We start from the raw sequence: 16,073 nt of genomic DNA, 5'->3' as shown, positions 1-16,073 counted from the left end.
CAGAGTACCCGTTTGGAAAACCGGAGTTCCGGTTTTTTTTCTTGTGATCATGAAAGAATGGATGTTCCTGCCGCGAGTATCTCCATTCGCCTCATCTGTTCAGTTCGTTTTCCGGAAATACGCCAGGCTGAACCATTCTTTTTTATCGGAAAAAATCCGGTTGACAGCGAGGCCAGCATGTTCGCCCAGGGCATGTATATCGCACTCATCGAACTTGTGGGAGTTTTCGGTGTGGATGGTTTCGCCTTTTTGCAGCTCAAAAGGCTGTTTCATATATGGGCAGCATACACGGAGCGACTTTTTCGCTTCGACGTGCATTTCGATTCTCCTGTGCCGGGGATTGTAAAACGCCCTGTGCACGAAATCATCCGGGTCGAAATCTGACAGGATAAGGCGGTTGACGACACGCAGGATGTTTTTGTTGAATCTGGCGGTAAGCCCGGTCTGGTCGTTGTATGCGCTTTCCAGCATGGAGGTATCCTTTATCCGGTCGAATCCGATGAGAAAACTGTCGCCGGGGCGCATGATATCACTGATGTTCCTGACAAAGTTCATGGCTTCAGCCCGGTCGAGATTACCGATGGTGCTGCCGAGAAAACAGAAGAGTTTTTTACGCTCTCCGGGGACGAGATGCATCTGGTGGTAGTAATCGGCTACGATGCCCTCTACTGCAAGGGACGGAAACCTTTCTGCGAGCTTCCTGACAGATGTTTCAAGCGTTGAAAAGCTTATGTCTACCGGAATATACCGCATGTGCTGCAGCTGTGCTTCTGAAAACCTTTCGAGTATCAGGGTGATCTTGCTGTGGTCCCCGCTGCCGAGTTCGATGATGTCGATATCGAAAGATCCGATCAGCTTTTCGAGGGGGAGTTCCCTGAGTATGGCATTCTCTGTCCGTGTAGGGTAGTACTCGGCAAGGCGGGTGATTTCGGTAAACAGGTTAGAGCCTTCGGTATCGTAGAAGTATTTGCATGAAATTCTTTTCGGGCTGGAATTCAGGCCGTCGACGATTTCCGAAACAACCTTCAGGAGGCCTATTTCCGGCAGATGGTTCACGATCGTTGCGGAACCGCACTTGACGATTTCCTTTGTGTTATAATCCATCATGAAACCTTCACTGGTTCAGGTTTTTCATTGCTTCTCCGTGGGAGCTCCTGTTTCCCAGGGGTTATCGGGATCGTTGCTCCACTCGAACCAGCCTCCGTCGTATACCGATATGCGAGGCCAGTCCATCAAGAGCGCATTGAACCATGCCTCGCTGCCTCTCCAGCCGGTTCCGCAGTAGAATGCGAGGTGTTTTTCCGGAACGATGCCTGAACGCTTCCAGATAGCGGCTATTTCATGGTATTCGCGAGTGGTATGGTCGAGGTTCCGGTAGTTTTCCATGTGGTAGGCGTCACTGCCGCATTCGGCGAACACCGTTCCGGGTATGCGACCTTTCTTTTTGATGTAGTTGTACCCGCTGACTTCTCCGAGGTATTCAGGGTAACTTCTGACGCAGACCAGCTCTGCGTCGTCTGATCGAAGGATTTCTTTTGCTTCGGGGGTATCGACGGCAAGTTCGGGTTTTGCAGGTATTGCAACACCGAACGAAGGAACCGGACGTTTCGGTTCGTCTTCCGTGCTGACGGGATACCCGGCATCTTCCCAGGATCGGTATCCGCCGTTGAGCACTCGCACGTCTTTAACTCCTGCGTACATCATGATGAAGGCAAGCCGGATTGCTCCGATATGGCCGGCGGCGCTTCCCGGAAACGGGTCGTCGTTGTTCGGGTTCAGGAACTTTCCATAAAGCACGACGGTGGTATCGGCCGTGATGCCGTGCTTCTCGAATGCTTTTTTCAGTTCGTCAGGAGTTCGTCTGTTCCATGTTTCGGGCGCTTCCAGCGCAAGCGTATCCATATCGATCGCGCCGGGAATATGGCCGCCGAGATAGGCATCGCGGTTGCGGTAATGTGCATGGCAGATGACGAACCTGTCGTTCCTGTATTCCGGGGGATAACCTCCTGTAATCAGGCTGTTGACCCACTCGGGATAGACGAGCATCCGGTAGTTTGGCAGTTTTTCCATCGGATATTCTTCACCGGATGTCCATTCTGCAAGAAAATCGTTATATACCGATACGTTGCTGTATCCGTTCTGCATGAAACGTTTCGCCATTACTGAAGCCTGTTCTGCCGTGTACCCGTAGATTATCAGTTCATCTCCGGGACTGATCTGCTTGAAATCGAGAATCGTTTTCCATTCGGGCCAAAGAGCCCATTTTTCGGGCAGGGATTTCGCGCCCTTGATGTGTCCGCCGCGAGCCTCGGCCTGTATTATCCATCCGTTATAGGCGTCAACAGGGCGGACATCGATGATTTTCGAGGTGCCGCTTTCCAGCATCGTGAGCAGTTCGCCGGTAGTCACATTGTTCAGTTCAGGCATTGTATGACGGTTTGGTGTTTCTGGGTCCGGATCGCGGAAAAACGCGTAAAGAGCATGGTACGGAATCCGGGGTGCATTATGTCACCGGGTTTTGCAAGAACCTGCACCTGGTTTCCAGGGCTTGAAGATGGAGATGAATACCGTGGCGAGGAGCAGGAGCACCTGGGCCGTGCCGAAGAGCAGGTTCATCCTCTGATTCCATAGGTACGCCGGATCCTGCAGGGCAGCGATGCCGATGTTTCCGGAGATATCCATCATGGATGTTTCCCATGGGCCTAGAAAGAATGTACCGAAGAGTATTGCCGCAATGGTGACGATCCATTTGAAGGTAAGCCAGGAGTGTCTGAAAAAGCCCCAGTTGCTGAAGAGGGAATATATGAGCCCGGTGAAGAGGCAGCCTGTTGCTCCGGGGATGACCACGATGCTCATATCGATGTGGTGAATGCTCCGGTTGATACCGTAAAGTTCGCTGCCGTTGGTGACGCCGTTTTTCAGGAAGTAGAGTGAAAGCAGCGAAATGGCGCCTCCTGTCCACGATGCTGCGGCTATCAGGTGGAAGCCTTTCAGCCATTTGAGGCTCCTGGCAGAGAGTTTCCGCATGGTGGCAGTTCGGTTGGATGCTTTCAGACAGGTTGCGTGTAACTCTCTTTGTGCTTCAGTAGTAGTATTCAGGAGAGAGCTTCTTGGTGAAGCGGTGCATCATGTAGTTCACGAACCAGACCCAGTTGAGTGGCTTGCCCTTCATGCGCTGCATGATCGAACGCCCTTTGTATACCTCCTTCTGCAGCTTCACGAAGTTCTCGAGCAGTTTTTCTCCGCTCATCTTGCTGGGCTCGAACATGTAGTGGTAGGTGTCGTACTTGTCCCAGTCGAAGTGACGCACGCGGGATTTCATTTCCTCGAAGTAGGGTGTGCCGGGGAATGGCGTCACCAACGAGAAAACCGGGAACTCGATGCGGTTCTTCATGATGAAGTCGTAGGTGAGCTGAAAGCTCTCTTCGGTATCGTTGTCGAAACCGAACATGAAGTAGCCCTGGATTGCGATGCCGTTCTGGTGGAGGTTGTTGACCACCTTTTCATAGCTTCCGAGGCGGTTGGAGCCTTTCTGTACGCTTTTCAGGGTTTCGGGATTGAGCGATTCGAAGCCGATGCTCAGGAGGTCGCAGCCCGAGCGTCCGGCAAGTTCGGCAACTTCCGGCTTGTCGAGGAAGTTCATGGAGATGTTGGCGTTCCAGTGCACGCCGAGCTTTGCCATCTCTTCGAGCAGCGTCATGAAATACTTCGGCCTGAAGCTGATGTTGTCGTCCATGAAGGAGAAGTTGATCTTCCGCTTTCCGAGCCGCTCCTGGTGGTAGCGCATCTCCTCAAGCACGAGATCGAGTTCGCGATACCGGTAGTTTTTGCCGTATATGGTAGGCGTTGTACAGAAGTTGCAGCCGACCGGACAACCCTTGGTGGCAAGAATGGGTATCAGTGTACTGTACTTTTTCGCGTTTTTGGAGTTGATGGCATAGCTGAAATCCGGGCGGTGCATGTCGCCCATCGGCTTGAGCGTCTTTGCACGGTAGACAGGCTGCATCCTGCCGTTGAGCACGTCGGTAGCCAGTTCCGTCCAGATCGACTCTATTTCTCCGTAGACCACGCTGGTGCAGTGCTGTGAGGCTTCATCATGCAGCATGGTGGGGTGCACACCGCCGAGAATGACGGTCTTGCCCTGTTTGAGCGCCGCATCGCCTATCCGGTATGCCTTGTTGGCGTTCAGCGTACGCGAGGTGATGGCGATGACGTCGAATCCCGAAAGGTCTTCGGGAACGCGTTCTCCGAGTCGTTCATCGATGAAGGTGACATCGAAAAGCTTTCCGACGATCGTGGCGACCATGATGAGGTTGAGCGGCATGCTGACCGTTCCCGAGTCCACCATCATGCTGGTGTTGCTCACCGGCTGCACCAGCAGCCATTTCTTTCTGGATTTCTGTAGGGAGGCGAGCTGCTGCAGAAGCTCTTCGGAGTAACCTGCGGCGGGGGCAAACGGTGGTATCACGGCGTCGGATTGTTCTGTCTGCATACCCTTGTGGACGGCAAAAATGTTTAAAACTGAAACTGCGAAAGAACAAGGTATGAAAAGTTTTCAAAAAAAAACGTCCGCCGGATTCGAAAAAACGAGTTTCCCCGGCGGCATTGGTTTTTCAGTCGGGTTTGCGGAGAACTGCGACCGTAAAGCGGCTTACGCAGACGAGCTTTTTTCCCTCGTTGCGGATTTTTATGTCCCACACCTGCGAACTTTTTCCGAGATGCAGAGGTGTCGCCGTAGCGAAAACGAAGCCCTCCCTGACCGGCCGTATATGGTTGGCGTTGATCTCCTGGCCGACAATGTAGCACCGCTCACGGTCGACGCAGTAGGAGGCTGCGATGCTCCCTATGGTTTCTGCAAGCGCAAGCGACGCGCCTCCGTGCAGGATGCCGATGCGCTGGATCGTACGATGATCTACCGGCATCTTTGCCGTCATGTAATCGGGGCCGACCTCGGTCATTTCGATGCCGAGATGACGCGCCATCTGGCCGTCGATAATCTGCGTTTCGTTGATCTCTTCAGGAGTGACGGGAACGGTGAAAATTGAAGGTGTCTGCATGAGCGGGATTGATGGACGGGCGTTCCCGATAGTGGTACGGTAGTGACTTGAGAGCGGGTGACGAGATTCGAACTCGCGACATTTTGCTTGGGAAGCAAACACTCTACCAGCTGAGTTACACCCGCTTGTAAAAGCGAAGCTCTATTGACGCGCCATGCCATTTCAGGTCGCTTCCGGCGACAGTCAACAGAGTTTCACTCGAAAGTGGTGAGAGAGGGAGTTGAACCCTCGACCTCAGGGTTATGAATCCTGTGCTCTAACCAACTGAGCTATCTCACCGGTTGACGGGCTGTAAATATAGGAAAGAATTGAAAAAAAACAACCCGGTCAGGAATTTATTTTTCGCCGTCCGTCTCTTCCTCGGTCTGGAGTTTCCGGTAGATCGCTTCGGCTACCTCCACGTCTTCCGGGGTTGTTATTTTAATGTTGTGATAACCGGTTTCATAAACCCTGACCGGCTGTTCGGGAAAAAAGCGTTCGACCAGAGAAGCGTCGTCGGTGCCGTACCACTGCTCCAGTTCGGCCTGTTCGTGGGCCTGGATGACGAGGGCGCTCAGGAAGCTCTGGGGTGTCTGAACCTGCAGAAGCCGGTTTCTGTCGGGAGTTTCTCCGAAAAATCCCGGATCGCTTCCTACGAATTTGATGGTGTCCTTGGGTTTTGTCGCCGGAACACAAGCCCCGTACTGCATGGTGAGCCGGGAGATTTCGTCGATTTCCGAAGGCCGGATAAACGGTCGGGCTCCGTCGTGTACCATGATGATGTCCGGTCTTCTGCCGGAATCCGCCATCCCGTTTTCGATGGCCCGGATGCAGTTTCTGATCGAGTCCTGCCGCTCCTTACCCCCTTCGATGACCGCCTTGACCTTCCCGAATCCGAATGCTTCGGCCATGGCGCTGAGGGTTGCGATGTTTTCCTGCCGAGTGGCGATGTAGACCTCCTGAATCGTGGATGCACACTCGAAAGCCCTGAGTGTATGGTAGATTACCGGCAGTCCGCCGATCTCGAGCAGCTGCTTGCTCTGGCCGCTGGAGAGCTGCATGCGTTTGCCGATACCGCTGGCGGCAATGATGGCACAGGCATTGATGGTCATAGGGGAGAGAACTGCTGTTGAATTTAATGAATCAGCATGGCGTCACCGTATGCAAGGAACTGATAATCGGTTTTCAGGGCTATTTTATAGGCTTCCATAAGAAGACGGTGTTCGGCAAAAGCGCTGACAACCATGAGCAGTGTCGTTTCCGGTTGCTGAAAATTGGTGATGAGCGCATCTGTTACCTTGAACTGGTAGGGCGGATAAATGAACTTGTCCGTCCAGCCCCGGCCGAACTTGATTTTTCCGTCAACGGTGGCGTTGGCTTCAAGCACCCTGCAGGTTGTCGTGCCGACGGCAATTACCCTTCCGGACTTGTTGACCTTGGTCTCGTTGATCTCCATTGCCGTCTGGTAGGGAATATTGAAATATTCGGAATCCATTTTGTGCTTCGATACGTCCTCCACTTCGATGGCGCTGAAGGTGCTCAGGCTCGGATGCAGGGTGATCGGCAGGATCTTGACTCCCATTTTCTGGATTTTCTGCAAGAGGGGCATCGTGAAATGCATGCCTGCCATGGGGGCAACGACCGCACCGGTCTGGGAGGCGTAAACCGTCTGGTAGTCCTCCTTGTCGGCCTCCTTGGGTTTTCTCAGGAAGTAGGGAGGGAGCGGTACGTGGCCGATCCGTTCAACAAGAGCGAATACATCGATTTCAGGGTTAAGGAACCGGATCGTTCTGCCCCTCGACGTGGTATTGTCAACCACTTCGGCGACGACATCCTCTTCGAAGTAGATTTTATTGCCTACCCGTACCTTTCGGGCGGGATCGACCAGTACATCCCACAATCCGGCATCCTTGTTGAGCACCCGGAGGAGAAATACCTCGATTTTGGCGTCGGTTTTCTCTTTCTGACCAAAAATCTTGGCAGGAAAGACCCTGCTGTTGTTGACGACAAGCAGATCCCCTTTTTTGAAATACGAAGCGATATCCTCAAAAACCTTGTGCTCGATCTCTTTTTTCCGCCGGTTCAGTACCATGAGCTTGCACTTGTCGCGGGGCGAAACCGGATGATCGGCAATTTTTGTTTTGGGCAGATTATATCTGAAGTTGGACAGGCGCATAAGCGGTGATGCAATAGGTCGTCAGAAAAAGTAAAAAAATAAAAATAATACGCTTTTCCATCTAAAAGAGCAATTAACCGGCACGCTGAGCGGTGCCGGTGGCCGGTTTCGGGTTCAGGCTGTTTCCACGGCTGCACCTTTTGAAAGCGTCACCAGGTGACCGTTAATGCAGGCCGCCGCTTCATCCGCTTCGGAATCGTCGAGCAAGACCGTTACGCTGCCGGGAACAAGGGCAATTCTGTAGCGGTCTGCGCGGAAACAGACGTTGATTTCAAGCTTTTTCCAGTGTGCGGGCAGGTTCGGATGCACGTTGAGCATGCCGTTATCGAACGAAATTCCCGCAAAGTACCGTACCACGGTATCGAGTGTGCCGGCCATCACGCCACAGTGGATGCCTTCCTGTGTCGTACCCCCCTGGGTGTCACCTATATCGCTTTTCAGCGCTTCCATAAACCATTTCCATGCCGTTTCGTGGCCGTTGTCGAGGTAGCTCGATATTATCGAGTGGACAACCTTGCTCAGGGTCGAACCATGGCTGGTTCTTGGTTCGTAGTAGGAATAGTTGTCACGCACCAGCTTTATCGGATCGGGTACTGCATAACCGTTTTTTTCAAGAATCCTGGCCACTTCCGTCGGAGAAAGGGTGTAGAAGGTCATCAGCACGTCGGCCTGCTTGGCTACCTTGTAGTAGTCGGGAGAGTCATTCTCGGCCTTGAGAATGCGATCCATCCTGTGGATATTGCCGTATTTGGAGCGATAGAGGGCCCAGTCAAGCTCCCGGAGCGTCATGTAGCCTTCGAACTGTTCCAGAATGCCCTCGCTTCCGAAGGGAATATTCATGGAGCTGCTGATGTCCCTCCATTTCTGCAGTTCATCAAATCCGAGGTGGATTTTTTCAAGCAGGTTTCTCAAAACAGCCTCGTCGATGGTTTCGCTGATTTCGACGGCTTTTTCAAAAAGCCATGCGGCCATGATGTTGGTGTATGCATTGTCCTTTACGCCTTCCACGCCGCTTCCGGGGAGTGTTTCGTGGAACTCGTCGGGGCCCATTACCCCCTCGATATGGTATTTGCCGGTTTCCGGCGAGAGGGTTGCGATGCTTGCCCAGAATCGTGCTATCTCGAACATCATTTCCGTTCCGTACTCGTTGAGGAAACGGGTATCGCCGGAATCGTAGATGTATCTCCAGGTATTGTAGAATACCGCAATGGAGACATGCCGCTGCTTGCGGCTGAGGTCAGGGCCCCACGAGCCGCTTGTCGGATTGAAATGGATGACCTGGGTGTCTTCCTCGCCATCATCGGCAGTCTGCCATGGAAACATTGCGCCCCGGTAACCATTTTCCCTTGCGTAGTTCCTTGCCGCATTGAGTCTGTTGTATCGGTACATGAGCAGGGCCCTGGAGATTTCCGGGAAGGTTCTGTTGAAGAACGGAAGAATGAAAATTTCATCCCAGAAAATATGTCCCCGATAAGCCTCTCCGTTGAGACCTCTTGCTGTGATGCCCGCATCGATGACGGTATTGTGAGGCGATGCAGTGCCCATCAGGTGATAGATGTGCAGGCGCAGCACCTTCAGGCTGAGCCGGTCACCTTCGATGCAGAGGCCGTTCTGACGCCAGATCTTTTCCCAGGCTTCGGTATGGGCCTGAAGGAGTCCATCAAAGGTTTCTTCCTGCTGCAGGGAGGCTTTTGCCGCTTCGAGCGGGTTTCCTGTACCGTCGCGATCGAGGGAGGTATGGATGGAGACAAGTTTTTCGATGGTGCAGCTTTTCTCCGGGCTCAGTTGCATGCTGAAGGATTGGCCGATGTAACGCTCCGTGGATATTACCGTCCGGTCTGCCCTCAGTGGCTGGCCGTGGCAGACCGCCCTTGTGCGTGCTCCGGTTGCGATGCCGTAATGCGAATGGTTGGTGCGGACATGGAGAAAGATCGTTTCATTGTCGCTGCAGGCCTCGATATGCTCGAGATGATCGGAGCTGAGTTCGCTGTAGCGGGCAACCCCCTTGTTTTCAATGGTTCCGTCGATGGCGGAACGGAATTCAACCGATGCGGTGTAGTTGACCGGTCGGAGGTTGAAACGCAGGGCGCAGCGGTGCGGGTCGGCCATGCTGGCAAAGCGCCGGCTGCTGATCCTGCTGATTCTTCCGAGATTGTCCTGGATGACGATCTCCCGCTCCATGACGGCGTTTCGCAGATCGAGGTTCTGCCGGTAGCTGAGAATTTTCTGATCGAATGGGTCGATGAAATCGCCGCCGCCGATGCTGAACTCCAGAGGCAGCCAGTTCGGGCAGTTCACGAAATCATTGTTGAATACGGTCTGACCGTGCACATCCGACGGGAGACGGTTGTAGATTCCTGCGATATAGGTGCCCGGATAGTGATGTCGGGAGTTTTTCGAGCCTTCATAGGCGCCCCTGACGCCGAGATAGCCATTTCCGGACGAAGTGAGTGCCTCCCTGAGCTTTTCGTCGCGGTCTATGAAACTGTTGTAGGTCAGGTTCCAGCACTCTTTTTCAAGGCCTTCACTGAACCATGCATCAATATCCGCTATCGTGATTTCTCCGAGGTCCCGGACGACGATATCGGCACCCTCCTCCCTGAGTTTCGAACCTTCTATCTCGCGTGCGATGCCGAGCACCAGACCGAAATTGCCTCGCGAACCGGCCTGAACGCCTGAAATGGCATCCTCTACCACGACGCACTCATGGGGTTCCAGTCCGAGATTGTGAGCGGCTGTGATGAAAATATCCGGATTGGGTTTGCCTTTCAGGTTCATCTCGATGGAAACCTCTCCGTCCACCCTGGTTTCAAAAAGATGCTCCAGCCGGGCAAGCTGGAGGATCACCAGGCAGTTGCGGCTCGATGATGCTATGCCGATGCGGATGCCTCTGGCGATGAGTTTTTCGATCAGTTCCACCGAGGTCATGTAAACTTCCGGACCCTCCCTGACGAGGATTTCGGTGAAAAGCGTGTTTTTCCTGTTGCCGAGACCGCAAACGGTCTCTTTTTCGGGAGTGTCGTCAAGCTCTCCGAAGGGGAGTTCTATCTCTCTGGATGCAAGAAAGCTTTTGACGCCCTCCATGCGGGGTTTTCCGTCAACATATTTGTGATAGTCGTGAACCGGATCGAAAGGCACAAACGGTTCATTGTTCACTTCAGCATAACTTTTCAGGAAGGAGTTGAACATCGATTCCCAGGCAAGGCTATGCACTTTGGCCGTACCTGTGATTACTCCGTCAAGATCGAATATTGCGCCTTTAAATACGTTGCTCATTACCACACATTAAATGGTTGCGAAAGTTTACCGAAATATGTTATTACAGTGACAGAAGGCCGAGAATGGTGAGGAGAATATCGGGAGAAGGAACGGTATAGCTTTTTGGACAGATCTCTTCCACCTGTTTCTTGAGCTTTTCATCCCGCGTTACAAAGACCGCCCATACATCGTCGTACATTTCGACGGCTTTTTTCAGCATGGGAATGTCCGATGCCGTATCGCCGCAGACAAGGTTTGGTCCTTTCGTGGTATCGATGCCGAGCTTGCCGCTGATGAAGGCAAGACCATCCCCCTTGTCGAAATCCTTGATGGAGGAGCTGTCGCTGTTGACGTCTATGGTGAGAATGATCTCGATATCCAGACCGGTGTCTTCGATACGGAAATTTCTGCCTTGCGGGTCGATTTCCCTGACAATGCTCTTTACTTTTTCAAGGAAAGCCGCGGATTCATCGTCCCTGATGGATTTGCTTATGTCCTGACGGGCTACCGTTGTCTGTCCGAACTTGATCTGCATGGCCGATCCGATAAAGTTGAACTTTTCGAAATTCGGATCCTGGAGCAGTACATGAAGACGGTCGTTCAGGAGACGGATCATCTTCTGCTTGTTTTCCTCGATGGGAAAACTGTTGAAATGCTCATCGAGATCGATGAATTCGCGTCCCTTGGAGCCGGCATATACAAAGGTATTGCTTGGATTGATCGATACATTGAGAATACCGAAATCCTTCAGTGGCGCAGAGGTGATGAAGATCGGAAAGCGACAGCAGTTTTTGGCGAACCGGGTTATGAAGACGGAGTTGTATATCGGCTGTACTGAAGAGCGGTAACGGCCGCAATAGTTGTTTGTCGTTCCGTCGCGGTCTGTTACGAAAGCATTGAACCGTTTTCCCCGGAACATGTCGATGCCGTGATTGACATAACCGCGGAACCCCGGGATGAATTTGGCCAGATAGTCGATAAACTTGTCTTCGCCGTATTCCAGATAGTAGATGTCTTTCTGGAGTTCGCGTATTTCGTAGGTCAGATCGACCTCTATCTCTCTCATACCGTCGATGCGCAGAAGCCTTTGTCCGGTGTCGTCGTCGATGTAGATGGTTTCGAGTGAGTAGAGCGCGTTTTTAAGCGATTCCACACAGGAACGGCCAACGACCCGCTGCTTGATGATGTTTCTTACAATCGGTTCCCGCAGTTCCCGTGTTTCGGCTTTCAGACGGTAGAGTTCCTTCAGAGTCCGGATATCCTGCAGCGTGATCGGAGAGATGCAGGTGGTGAGTTGGTGCTCTTTGAGAATCGTTTCGTGCATGCGTAGCCGGTAAGGAGATGTGGACAGAGTAGATCGATACTCAATCTAAGCAAAAACGCAATAAAAGCTTGAAAAAACTTTTCTATTAACACAGGAAGACCCTTCCGCAGTTCCCGTTATGTCAACCTTTTCCGTATCAGGGTGTCCTGAGACCTGAAAACGCCGGAAACCGTTCACCCAGCGAGGCTACAATCTCCTTGTGCAGCTTTTCCGGATTGTCGAGTGCATCGAGCACGACGAAACGGTTTTTTTCCCCTTCGATGATACGGTGGTAGCCTTTCCGCACTCTCTGGTAGAAATCCGATCCCGATCGCTCCATACGGTCAAGTTCGTTTTCTTCCAAAGCCAGCGGCAGCGATTTTTCGGAAAATTTCCGCAACATGGCATTCTCCGGCGAGATGTCAAGATAAAAGGTGATGTCGGGGTGCAGTGAAAAGGTGGAGAGCCTGATAATGGACTGCAGCATTTCGGCGTCGAGACCTCTGCCGTAACCCTGATAAGCCGTTGTGGAGTCAAAAAAACGGTCGAGAATTACGGTTTTTCCCTCGGCGATAGCTGGCAGGATGACCTGTTGTACCAGTTCGGCACGACTGGCCGAAAAGAGCAGCAGTTCGCCGACAGGGGTGATGTCGTGGCGGCTTTCCAGCAGGATTTGCCGGATTTTTTCCGCAATCTCGGTTCCTCCCGGTTCGCGCAGCACGATCGTCTCGCACTGTTTTTCGGCAAGCAGCTTTTGCAGTTTTCTGATCTGGGTGGATTTGCCGGCACCATCTATGCCTTCGAAGGTTATGAGCATGGTGTTTCCGGATAAGGATGTTCTGAAAGAATGAACTCCCTGACGGTTTCAGAAAACTTCTCAGGGTATTCGAGCATCGGGGCGTGACCGCATTCTGGGAATATGACCAGATTCGAACAGGGGATTTCCGAGTTCACCGAGCGGGCTATTTTCGGAGAGAAGTACTGGTCGTGGTCACCCCAGATGATCAGAACGGGGATTTTCAGCTCTCCGAGTCGTTTGCGCAGGCCTGTACGGTTCATGTCGAGTTTCATGAGGTTCCGGTTCAGGGACATGACTGTATCGAAAGCCTCCCTGTCCCTGACTGCAGCGAGATTTTTGCTGAATGAGCGGGAATCGACGTTCTTTGTGCGGTAGAATGCCGAGGTGAACATTTTCTCAGCCATTTTCTCCCCGGTCATGACCTTTTTGAGAATCTGACGCACTCCGGGAAGGCTTATGCCCCGAGCCCATGCAGGTACGTTGATGAATCCGTCGGTATTGCTGAGTACCAGTTTCCGGAATGTGCCGGGGTAGAGCAGTCCCGATGCGAGCAGGTATTTGCCTCCCATGGAGTGTCCCGTTGCATAGAGGGGTTCTCCGATGCTGTTGGTCTTTTCAAGGAATTCGCGGATCAGGGAGGCGTAAAGTTCCAGACTGTAATCAGTTTTACGGGGTTTGTCGGAAAGCCCGAAACCGAGGAAATCAAAGGCGAGAACCCTGAATGAACGCGACAGGGACGGGATCACCTGTTCGTAAAAATCGAGTGAAGACGAGATGCCGTGCAGGAGCAGCATGGTTTGTCCGGAACTGCCGGTTGCAACATAGCGGTGGCGGTGACCTCCAAGGGTGATGTACCGGTTTTGAGAAGCCATGACCGGAGTCGGGTTTACAAGCGGTTGCAGAAAATACTCATATCCCGTCTAAAATAATATCATCCGGCAAAATTATCGCCGTGAACCGTTTTTTTCGTGGTGCCGCCCGTTTTTTCCCGGCCGGGAAATCAGTGAGGCTGTCCGGTCGGCCGGATGACGATTTCATTCACGTCGACACGAGGCGGTTGTGAAACGGCGTAAAGCACCGCAGCGGCGATATCTCCGGCCTGCAGTTCCGGAGTGCCGGGTTTCTCCAGATGGCTCCAGAAAGGCGTATCGACCACCCCCGGCTGGATGAGGGTGACGCGCACTCCGGTTCCCGCCATTTCGTTGCGTATGGCCTGCGCCATTCCGGTAACCGCCCATTTGGTTGCCGAGTAGAGGTTACGGATGGAGGTGATTCGTCCTGTCACCGAGCCCGTCAGCAGAAAGTGACCCTTCGTTTTTACCAGTTCCGGAAGTGAGAGCCTGGCCGTTGCGGCCGCACCGAACACGTTGACCAGCACCATTTCCCTCCATTCATCGGGCCTGTTTTCTCCCCCGAAAAATGACGAACCTTTCGAGAAGCCGGCATTGGCGAAGACGGCATCGATCCTGCCGAAACGCTCGAGTGTTTTTGCGATCATGCGCTCCTGGGACGCCCAGTCCGAAACGTCGCACTGAACGGCAAAAGCACGCTCCGGCTCCAGTTCGCCGGCAAGCCTGTCAAGTTTTCCGAGGGAGCGTGCGGCGAGCACAACGCGATACCCGGCTTCTGCGGCCAGTCGGGCCGTTGCCTCACCGATACCGGTCGATGCTCCGGTAATGAGAAACACCCTGTTTTCATCCATAGTGTCTTTTGCTTGGGAATTAAGTGGAAAGTACTTGCAAACATAGAAATAATTGCAGAATTTTTCTTTAAACTGGGATAATCCGGGCGGGATTGACAAAAGGGAGTTGTTTTTGTATTTGCAATGAAGCGGGTTGTTCGGCGCAAGCCTTGGGTTTTTGCTCTACTATTGACGGAAAATTCGGGTTGTTACGCTAAAACATCTGGTCTGAGTTAAAATTAATGAAAGACTCCGAAGAATCCAGGCCGGGAGACGCCGGTGCAGTGTTTCCGGAAAAACCGGGGGATCAGGAAGTGCCTGCTGACTCCGGATTTCCATGTGCCGGAAATTCCTCAGGCAAGCAAAGTGAAGCTTATCTGCAAAGCATCCTGCGTGCTGTTCCTGTAGGTATCGGTGTGGTCGTCAACCGAATCATAATGGATGCCAATCCGCGTCTTTGCGATATTCTCGGTTATCGACGCGAGGAACTTGTCGGCCATAGTTCCCGTATGCTTTATATCTCCGAAGAGGATTATGAATATGTTGGCCGGGAAAAATACCTCCAGATAGCCAAACACGGTTTCGGAACCCTCGAAACCCATCTGCGTTGCAAGGACGGTCGTGTCATTGATGCGCTGCTGAGTTCTTCCCCCGTTGATACCGGCGATATGTCGAAGGGGGTCACCTTTACCATTCTCGATATTACCGCAGGGAAACTGGCGGAAATAAGGCTCCGTGAGAGCGAAGAGAAATACCGGACCCTTGTAGAGCAATCGATACAGGGGATGATCATCAGCAGGGACAATCCTCCTCGCATCTGCTTTGCCAGCAAGCCCATGGAAGCCATTATCGGCTACACCCCCCAGGAGCTTATGAACTTCTCTTCGGCAGAGTTGTTAGATATCGTTCATTCCGATGACAGGGAGAGCTATTACAAGGCTTTTCGCGATCGTCTTTCCGGCCGTCTGCAGCAGATTCGCCGGGAATTCAGGATGGTCCACAAAAACGGCCAGGTACGCTGGGTGGAACTGTCCGGAACCACCATTCTTTATGAGGGGTATCCGGCAACACAGACCGTCATGGTAGATATCACCGAAAGAAAGCATGCTGAAAAAGAACTGCTTGAGAGCGGTGAAAAGTTGAAAAAACTGTTTGACAATATCCGGGACGGCCTGTTTGTTCATCCCGTGTCCGATAGCGGAGTGCATGGCGTTTTTGAAATGGTCAACCGGTCGGCATCGGAAATCCTCGGCTACACCGAACAGGAACTGCTCGGGATGACCCCTGAAGATATCTATGCACCTGTTTTCCCTGGTGCCGGTATTTCCCGGGAGATGAGTCTTCTCGACCAGCAAGGAAGCCAGATATTCGAAGCTGTTCATGTTCACAAGAACGGCGCAAGGATACCTGTCGAGGTCAGAACATCGAGAATCGAACTATCGGGCAGCGAGTTCACCATTTCAACGGTTCGCGACATAACCGGAAGAAAACGTTCCGATGAGGAGCTGAAGAAAATTGCAACCGCATTGCAGCAGAGCCCTACGGTTGTTGTTATGATGAATGCCGCTGCTGAAGTCGAGTATGTCAATCCGAGATATACCGAACTGACCGGTTACACCGCCAGGGAGGTAATAGGGCGATATCCCACCATTCTGCAGTCCGGCATGATACCCGGTAATATATGGCTCCTCGCTGTTTCAAGTGGGTGATGATATCAGAAGCGTATATTGTGGTGTAACCAACTAAGCCAGTAACCAGTACGCTCATGAACGACCTTACCCTTTTTCAGATGGCCTTGGGACTTGAGTCCCCATGGTATG

Annotated in this window: 13 protein-coding genes and 2 tRNA genes; 1 reads left to right on the top strand and 14 read right to left on the bottom strand. The window is 52.5% G+C overall.

The features are described from left to right. Nucleotides 1-99: 99 nt before the first annotated feature. The 14 genes from egtD to K9G39_RS00010 all read right to left on the bottom strand — a co-directional run bounded on the left by egtD (nt 100) and on the right by K9G39_RS00010 (nt 14,274). On the bottom strand, nt 100-1,107 hold the full coding sequence (egtD, locus tag K9G39_RS00075; RefSeq protein ID WP_292002882.1) for an L-histidine N(alpha)-methyltransferase: 1,008 nt from the start codon (nt 1,105-1,107) through the stop codon (nt 100-102). A gap of 24 nt (nt 1,108-1,131) precedes the next feature. Further along, complete coding sequence (locus K9G39_RS00070) at nt 1,132-2,427, bottom strand: rhodanese-like domain-containing protein (protein ID WP_292002881.1); 1,296 nt, start codon at nt 2,425-2,427, stop codon at nt 1,132-1,134. 81 nt (nt 2,428-2,508) lie between these two features. Further along, entirely contained in the window at nt 2,509-3,027 is a 519-nt protein-coding gene (locus tag K9G39_RS00065) for a hypothetical protein (RefSeq protein WP_292002880.1), read from the bottom strand. Between the two features lie 55 nt (nt 3,028-3,082). Further along, a complete protein-coding gene (locus K9G39_RS00060; protein WP_292002879.1) occupies nt 3,083-4,492 on the bottom strand; it encodes a radical SAM protein in 1,410 nt (469 codons plus the stop codon). 121 nt (nt 4,493-4,613) lie between these two features. Beyond that, a complete protein-coding gene (locus K9G39_RS00055) occupies nt 4,614-5,057 on the bottom strand; it encodes a hotdog fold thioesterase (RefSeq protein ID WP_292002878.1) in 444 nt (147 codons plus the stop codon). Nucleotides 5,058-5,109: 52 nt separating this feature from the next. Continuing rightward, nucleotides 5,110-5,182: transfer RNA gene (locus tag K9G39_RS00050), tRNA-Gly, on the bottom strand. A gap of 80 nt (nt 5,183-5,262) precedes the next feature. Then, nucleotides 5,263-5,336, bottom strand: a tRNA-Met gene (locus tag K9G39_RS00045). A 56-nt stretch (nt 5,337-5,392) separates the two neighbouring features. Then, nucleotides 5,393-6,142, bottom strand: coding sequence for a 2-C-methyl-D-erythritol 4-phosphate cytidylyltransferase (gene ispD / locus K9G39_RS00040; RefSeq protein ID WP_292003060.1), 750 nt, complete (start codon nt 6,140-6,142; stop codon nt 5,393-5,395). A 29-nt stretch (nt 6,143-6,171) separates the two neighbouring features. Beyond that, a complete protein-coding gene (gene queA, locus K9G39_RS00035) occupies nt 6,172-7,212 on the bottom strand; it encodes a tRNA preQ1(34) S-adenosylmethionine ribosyltransferase-isomerase QueA (RefSeq protein WP_292002877.1) in 1,041 nt (346 codons plus the stop codon). 114 nt (nt 7,213-7,326) lie between these two features. Continuing rightward, complete coding sequence (locus K9G39_RS00030) at nt 7,327-10,488, bottom strand: beta-phosphoglucomutase family hydrolase (RefSeq protein ID WP_292002876.1); 3,162 nt, start codon at nt 10,486-10,488, stop codon at nt 7,327-7,329. A 43-nt stretch (nt 10,489-10,531) separates the two neighbouring features. Then, nucleotides 10,532-11,794 (bottom strand): trehalose 6-phosphate synthase, encoded by a 1,263-nt coding sequence (locus K9G39_RS00025; RefSeq protein ID WP_292002875.1) that lies wholly within the window; start codon nt 11,792-11,794, stop codon nt 10,532-10,534. A gap of 136 nt (nt 11,795-11,930) precedes the next feature. Beyond that, a complete protein-coding gene (gene tmk, locus K9G39_RS00020) occupies nt 11,931-12,590 on the bottom strand; it encodes a dTMP kinase (protein WP_292002874.1) in 660 nt (219 codons plus the stop codon). Beyond that, nucleotides 12,581-13,444 (bottom strand): alpha/beta hydrolase, encoded by an 864-nt coding sequence (locus K9G39_RS00015; RefSeq protein ID WP_292002873.1) that lies wholly within the window; start codon nt 13,442-13,444, stop codon nt 12,581-12,583. Before K9G39_RS00015 ends, tmk begins: the two co-directional genes overlap by 10 nt. A gap of 128 nt (nt 13,445-13,572) precedes the next feature. Beyond that, nucleotides 13,573-14,274: an SDR family oxidoreductase gene (locus K9G39_RS00010; RefSeq protein ID WP_292002872.1), complete on the bottom strand. Its 702-nt coding sequence runs from the start codon at nt 14,272-14,274 to the stop codon at nt 13,573-13,575. Between the two features lie 221 nt (nt 14,275-14,495). Here K9G39_RS00010 and K9G39_RS00005 point away from each other — a divergent pair, with 221 nt between their 5' ends. Then, entirely contained in the window at nt 14,496-15,962 is a 1,467-nt protein-coding gene (locus K9G39_RS00005) for a PAS domain S-box protein (RefSeq protein ID WP_292002871.1), read from the top strand. Nucleotides 15,963-16,073 lie beyond the last annotated feature (111 nt).

Origin of the sequence: Chlorobium sp., assembly GCF_021740465.1 — a bacterium.
Taxonomy (GTDB): domain Bacteria; phylum Bacteroidota; class Chlorobiia; order Chlorobiales; family Chlorobiaceae; genus Chlorobium.
This window is presented reverse-complemented; position numbering and strand designations above follow the sequence as displayed.

Excerpts from the sequence above, each read along its gene's own strand:
- egtD (WP_292002882.1), bottom strand. The coding sequence starts at position 1,107 with ATGATGGATTATAACACAAAGGAAATCGTCAAGTGCGGTTCCGCAACG.
- K9G39_RS00070 (WP_292002881.1), bottom strand. The coding sequence starts at position 2,427 with ATGCCTGAACTGAACAATGTGACTACCGGCGAACTGCTCACGATGCTG.
- K9G39_RS00065 (WP_292002880.1), bottom strand. The coding sequence starts at position 3,027 with ATGCGGAAACTCTCTGCCAGGAGCCTCAAATGGCTGAAAGGCTTCCAC.
- K9G39_RS00060 (WP_292002879.1), bottom strand. The coding sequence starts at position 4,492 with ATGCAGACAGAACAATCCGACGCCGTGATACCACCGTTTGCCCCCGCC.
- K9G39_RS00055 (WP_292002878.1), bottom strand. The coding sequence starts at position 5,057 with ATGCAGACACCTTCAATTTTCACCGTTCCCGTCACTCCTGAAGAGATC.
- queA (WP_292002877.1), bottom strand. The coding sequence starts at position 7,212 with ATGCGCCTGTCCAACTTCAGATATAATCTGCCCAAAACAAAAATTGCC.
- K9G39_RS00030 (WP_292002876.1), bottom strand. The coding sequence starts at position 10,488 with ATGAGCAACGTATTTAAAGGCGCAATATTCGATCTTGACGGAGTAATC.
- K9G39_RS00025 (WP_292002875.1), bottom strand. The coding sequence starts at position 11,794 with ATGCACGAAACGATTCTCAAAGAGCACCAACTCACCACCTGCATCTCT.
- tmk (WP_292002874.1), bottom strand. The coding sequence starts at position 12,590 with ATGCTCATAACCTTCGAAGGCATAGATGGTGCCGGCAAATCCACCCAG.
- K9G39_RS00015 (WP_292002873.1), bottom strand. The coding sequence starts at position 13,444 with ATGGCTTCTCAAAACCGGTACATCACCCTTGGAGGTCACCGCCACCGC.
- K9G39_RS00010 (WP_292002872.1), bottom strand. The coding sequence starts at position 14,274 with ATGGATGAAAACAGGGTGTTTCTCATTACCGGAGCATCGACCGGTATC.
- K9G39_RS00005 (WP_292002871.1), top strand. The coding sequence starts at position 14,496 with ATGAAAGACTCCGAAGAATCCAGGCCGGGAGACGCCGGTGCAGTGTTT.